Here is a 4,440-nt window from a genome sequence, read left to right as displayed (position 1 = left end):
TTATTTGGTACGCCACTATAACTGGGTTACAAGTCTGCTCAGAAGAATCTAATGAAAAATTGATTACATTAGATTCTTCTGAGGATGCTATAACTTACTATAGAGACATTGTTAGCATGGAAGAAGTAGGATGGACTACTATATGCCAAGGAGAAGATGGATATGCTTTTAAGTTTAGTAGAGAAAAAGCCAAAGAGTTTAACACAAGAATCCGAAAAAAGCACGGAAATCCTATACGCATCTAATAATTACTACAACGATGAAAGTTTTGATGATGTTATAACCGCAGGATGCGACCAAGTAATGTCTCACAAAGATAGATATGAATTCGTAAAAAAAAGAACTTATAGTCTTACTAAGCCTATAAAAAATTAAAACAGTAATTACAGTCTATAGAAAAAAAGCCTTTTGTATTAAGGTAAGTTAGTACACTTAACCTAAATAACAAAAGGCTTTTGCAATTTAGGATATTTACACTGTTAAGAATTTATTCACTAGACTTCAGTTCTTTTTACTAACTTTTGCACTTCAAGACCTTTTCGTGTCACATCAAAAATCTTGGTTTTAATCAAAGACCCTTAGGCTTGGTCAGAAACTCTGATTCCACTCAAAGATCCTCTCATCGAAGTTATCCCTTAATGATTCAAGTCGCCGCCTGTGGCGGCTGGAGGCCGAACCTCACTACGCTTTCAACTCCTGCTCTTGGAACTAATGGAGGGCAGATGGGATAAAAGTTATTAATTTACTTAACTTGAATAATTTGGGCAGATGCTGATCGTTGAACTAAGCGTATTGCATTTGAACATTCATACGGACTATAAAAACCTTCTCCAGCAGAATAAGCAATAAAACCTATCTCATCGTTAGCTTTTAGTCGCCAATGCCAATAGCCTTTGCTATCCAAATACATTTCAAAAACCATAATTTTTTATCCATCAAAGCAAACAAATGAATAATATCAAACTTGAAATTTATCTCTGTGAGTACAAATACGGAAATAGGGTAATGCCTTTTCAGATTCTTGCTTCATCTTTTGAAGATGCTCACAATCGCATGAAAGCTATAAGAGGAAGCGGCAACGTATATGGAAAAAAATTTATTGAGTTTCCTGCCTCGCAAGACTTTACCGAGTCTGATCTAAAAAGAGCAATTTGTGAAAAAGCTTATGAACTTCAAACTGATCATGAATAACAACCACAATCCGCAGACTCAGCAGGGGGAGTTCCCCCTAACCCCCCCCCCATTCCAGTTATTGCCTGACTTTGCAACGCATTAATCAATATCTACGAAAAGGATGGAGCAAAGTCAGTCACCGCTTTGCTACAACTGGTTGTTATCCGATAAAAATATATAACTAAAACACAATAATAAAAGCCATGTTTGAAAAAGAACAGAAAAGGGAATTATACTTTTATACCCTTATTACTCAAGCTCCAAACAAAAGACAAAAAATGCTAATTGAATCAAAAGATGAATTAATCAATAAAATAAATACAGTTTTCACACCTACAAATCCCGTAGAAACATTAAATCTTTTTGCAGGTAGACAGAAACAGTTAGAAAAAATTAAATCGACTCTAACAGAAAAAGGATGTCATATGATTGTTTATGGAGATAGAGGAGTTGGTAAAACGTCTATAGCTAATATATCAAAAGTATTATTTAATAGTTTAAATTCTTCTATAAGTTGCACAAAGATAAGCTGCGACCCTACAGAAACTTTTAATAGTATATGGAAAAGAACTTTAAATCAGATTACTGTAGAATTATCAGTAGAGCAAGAGCGTCAGATTGGATTTATAGTAGATACAAGTGATCCAAAAGAGCTTAAGAAAAAAGTACCATTGGGTAATTATATTTCTAGTGATGACGAACTAACCGCATCAGATATAATTGATTTACTCAAAATTGGTTGTCCTGAGCAAAAATGTTTATTTATATTTGATGAGTTTGATAGAGTACAAGACATTGAAATAAAAAAGAAATTTACATTTTTGATGAAGCATCTTAGTGATTCACCATTTGATAAAACTTTAATGTTAGTTGGCATAGCCGAAGATATTGAGGAACTTATAGAATCTCATCAGTCTTTAGAAAGATGTTTAAAACAGATACGTTTACCTCGTATGTCAGAAGATGAAATAACAGAAATAGTAGAAAAGGGTCTTAAGTATTTAGATATTACAATGGACAGCAACGTAAAAAGAAAAATCATTAATCTTTCTGAAGGTTTACCACAATATACTCATTTATTTTGCAATAATTCAACAAAACGTACTGTAGAAAATAATAGAAATGTAGTTGATCTAAAAGATTTTAGACATTCAATTAATTTAACTCTTGAAAACATGGATGAGTCGATTAGAAGAGTTTATCAAAAAGCTATTTTAGATGATAGACAAAATATTTACGAAAACTTACTTATTGCTTGCGCATTAGTAAACACTGATCAGTTTAACTCATTTACAAATACAAGCATAAAAACAAGTATGTCGTTAATTTTCAAAGATAACAAAAGAAGTTATTTAGAATTCTTAAATCAACTCTGTGAAGAAAACAGAGGAAAAATTCTTAAAAGAAGAGGGACGCAAAGACAATACAAGTTTGAATTTAGAAATCCTATACTTAAAACGTTTATAAAACTTAAAGCAGAAGAAAGAGGTATAAATACAACTTTAAAGTAAAAGTAGAGCTTGCCTAATCTTTTCTTTTATAGCACCACCAGCATTAGCTTTTAAAGTTAATGCTTCTTTTAATATTCTAATCACTTCATCATTATTTTGTTCTAACAACTCTTCAATTAATTCAGTCCGCGTAATACATCGTTGTTTTGCCATCTCTCCTAGTTTATTCCATGTAGAATCTGTTAGGCGTACTGTCCTAACTTTACGTTCTTCTTCACCTTTAAGCACAAACTTACCTTTTTCATTTCTAGGTTGTTTTATCATATCTATGCAGTATCTTTGTATTGAATATTCCGCGTATTACACGAAGTTATTCTAACTAAGATATACTTTTTAATCCGAGTATTCCATCTAAAAGTCATTACAGTATCATCATCATCAGCTTTTTCTGATTCGTCATCTTTGCCTATTAAATCTTCTGGCTCCTCTTCTAAAGCTTTAAAATAGCCGCGTAATACACCACCTACTGATACTGCTCTTGTTTTGTGCATTTGGCGAACATATTCTATAAACCAGTCAGCATCAGCACACAGATCAGACTCTTTGCATTGATACTTAAGGATTTCTGCAATTAACCCTACTGGTGATTTATCTGCATGAATGGCTTGAATATCTAATATAGGTTTATAGTTCAGCCTCAAGCATTGCTGCCATAGCACTATCCAATCTTTTTTATGTAAATATCCTTGTGCAAAATAGTCTGGCTTAACAAGTAACAGACAATGAATATGAGGATGAGCCGACTGACCGTCACGCCCTCTTGTTACCTCAATGCTTTTGACCCATCCAGTTGCAGGAAAAACTTTTAACTCAGTAAGTCGTTTAAAAGCGCGGTTTATGTCGTTGAGTGTGTCTCGTAAATCGGTTAGCTCACAATTTTTTAAAGTTAGAGTCAGAAACAACCAACGATATTGTGGGTAATCAGTGACTACTTTTGGTAGAGCTTCATAGGCTTTGGCTTTCCACATTAATGATCGTCGCCACTGACATATAGGACAGTGCCTTACTCTACAAAACTGAGCTTTGAATAATTTGAGTTTTTGGCAGCCACGATGTTTATCGTCTACCAATCTAAAATCTAGATTACGCGAACACAGATCAACACGCTTGGCATAACGATCCATTCCACCTTTCTTGTAGTAGCTACTGATAATCTCAGCATTCTTCCTGTGTTTATCCCAAGGTTTGTCTTGAGGAGATATATCACTAAGAGCTACTTGTTCAATTTGTTGAGTAGGTTGTACAATATCATTATAGTTATGACCGAAATTATTATGGTCAGACAAAGGAAAACCCTGTGTATAGTTGAGTGTGGTAACTAAACTATATCACGGGGTTTACGATTTTATACAAACCTGCACACGATTTGAGAGCAAAGAGAATAAATTTGGGAATGATAAAATAGCTAATCAGTTATAAACAAGCAGCGTTTAAGGCATGATGGATTCCTACAGAGTTAGGCTATTGGATAAGTTTCAACAACCTCTTGAAGCTTATTTAGAAGAAATGAAAAAGGAAGATATAGCGACTTTAAAATCAATAGGATTAACTTGGAACTGGCTTGGTTTTTGGAGTCAAGCAGACGTTAACTGTGAAGCTATTATTAAATTACACTATCAAAACAACATTTTAGGAGTAATTCATTTTGCTGTATATCCTTACCCTTTTTTAAATGGTTCTCCCGAATATTTAGAGATTTTACATATTGAATGTGTGCCAAAACATAGAAGAATAGGTAATCCTGTAGGATTATGGC

At 33.6% G+C, this 4,440-nt stretch carries 6 protein-coding genes and 1 pseudogene; 4 read left to right on the top strand and 3 right to left on the bottom strand.

The annotated features are described in order from the left end of the window. Positions 1-245, top strand: a pseudogene (locus CFPU101_RS25010) (hypothetical protein); the annotation flags it as partial. A gap of 497 nt (positions 246-742) precedes the next feature. Here CFPU101_RS25010 and CFPU101_RS25005 read toward each other — a convergent pair. Then, the gene (locus CFPU101_RS25005; RefSeq protein WP_206818569.1) at positions 743-922 is read right to left on the bottom strand and encodes a DUF1508 domain-containing protein; all 180 of its coding nucleotides are present in this window, start codon (positions 920-922) and stop codon (positions 743-745) included. A gap of 26 nt (positions 923-948) precedes the next feature. On the opposite strand from CFPU101_RS25005, the gene CFPU101_RS25000 reads away from it, so the two are divergent. Then, entirely contained in the window at positions 949-1,191 is a 243-nt protein-coding gene (locus tag CFPU101_RS25000) for a hypothetical protein (RefSeq protein ID WP_206818567.1), read from the top strand. Between the two features lie 185 nt (positions 1,192-1,376). Further along, a complete protein-coding gene (locus CFPU101_RS24995) occupies positions 1,377-2,684 on the top strand; it encodes an ATP-binding protein (protein WP_206818565.1) in 1,308 nt (435 codons plus the stop codon). On the opposite strand, the gene CFPU101_RS24990 is transcribed toward CFPU101_RS24995, so the two are convergent. Together CFPU101_RS24990 and CFPU101_RS24985 are read right to left on the bottom strand one after the other, a co-directional pair. Then, positions 2,676-2,948: a hypothetical protein gene (locus CFPU101_RS24990; RefSeq protein ID WP_206818563.1), complete on the bottom strand. Its 273-nt coding sequence runs from the start codon at positions 2,946-2,948 to the stop codon at positions 2,676-2,678. The genes CFPU101_RS24995 and CFPU101_RS24990 overlap by 9 nt on opposite strands. 2 nt (positions 2,949-2,950) lie before the next feature. Beyond that, the gene (locus tag CFPU101_RS24985) at positions 2,951-3,970 is read right to left on the bottom strand and encodes a protein rep (protein ID WP_206818561.1); all 1,020 of its coding nucleotides are present in this window, start codon (positions 3,968-3,970) and stop codon (positions 2,951-2,953) included. Positions 3,971-4,121: 151 nt separating this feature from the next. Between CFPU101_RS24985 and CFPU101_RS24980 the strand changes: the two genes are divergently transcribed. Beyond that, positions 4,122-4,440: hypothetical protein (locus CFPU101_RS24980; protein ID WP_206818560.1), on the top strand; the 319-nt coding region annotated here is incomplete at its 3' end.

Source organism: Chroococcus sp. FPU101, assembly GCF_017312365.1.
GTDB lineage: Bacteria > Cyanobacteriota > Cyanobacteriia > Cyanobacteriales > Microcystaceae > Chroococcus.
This window is presented reverse-complemented; position numbering and strand designations above follow the sequence as displayed.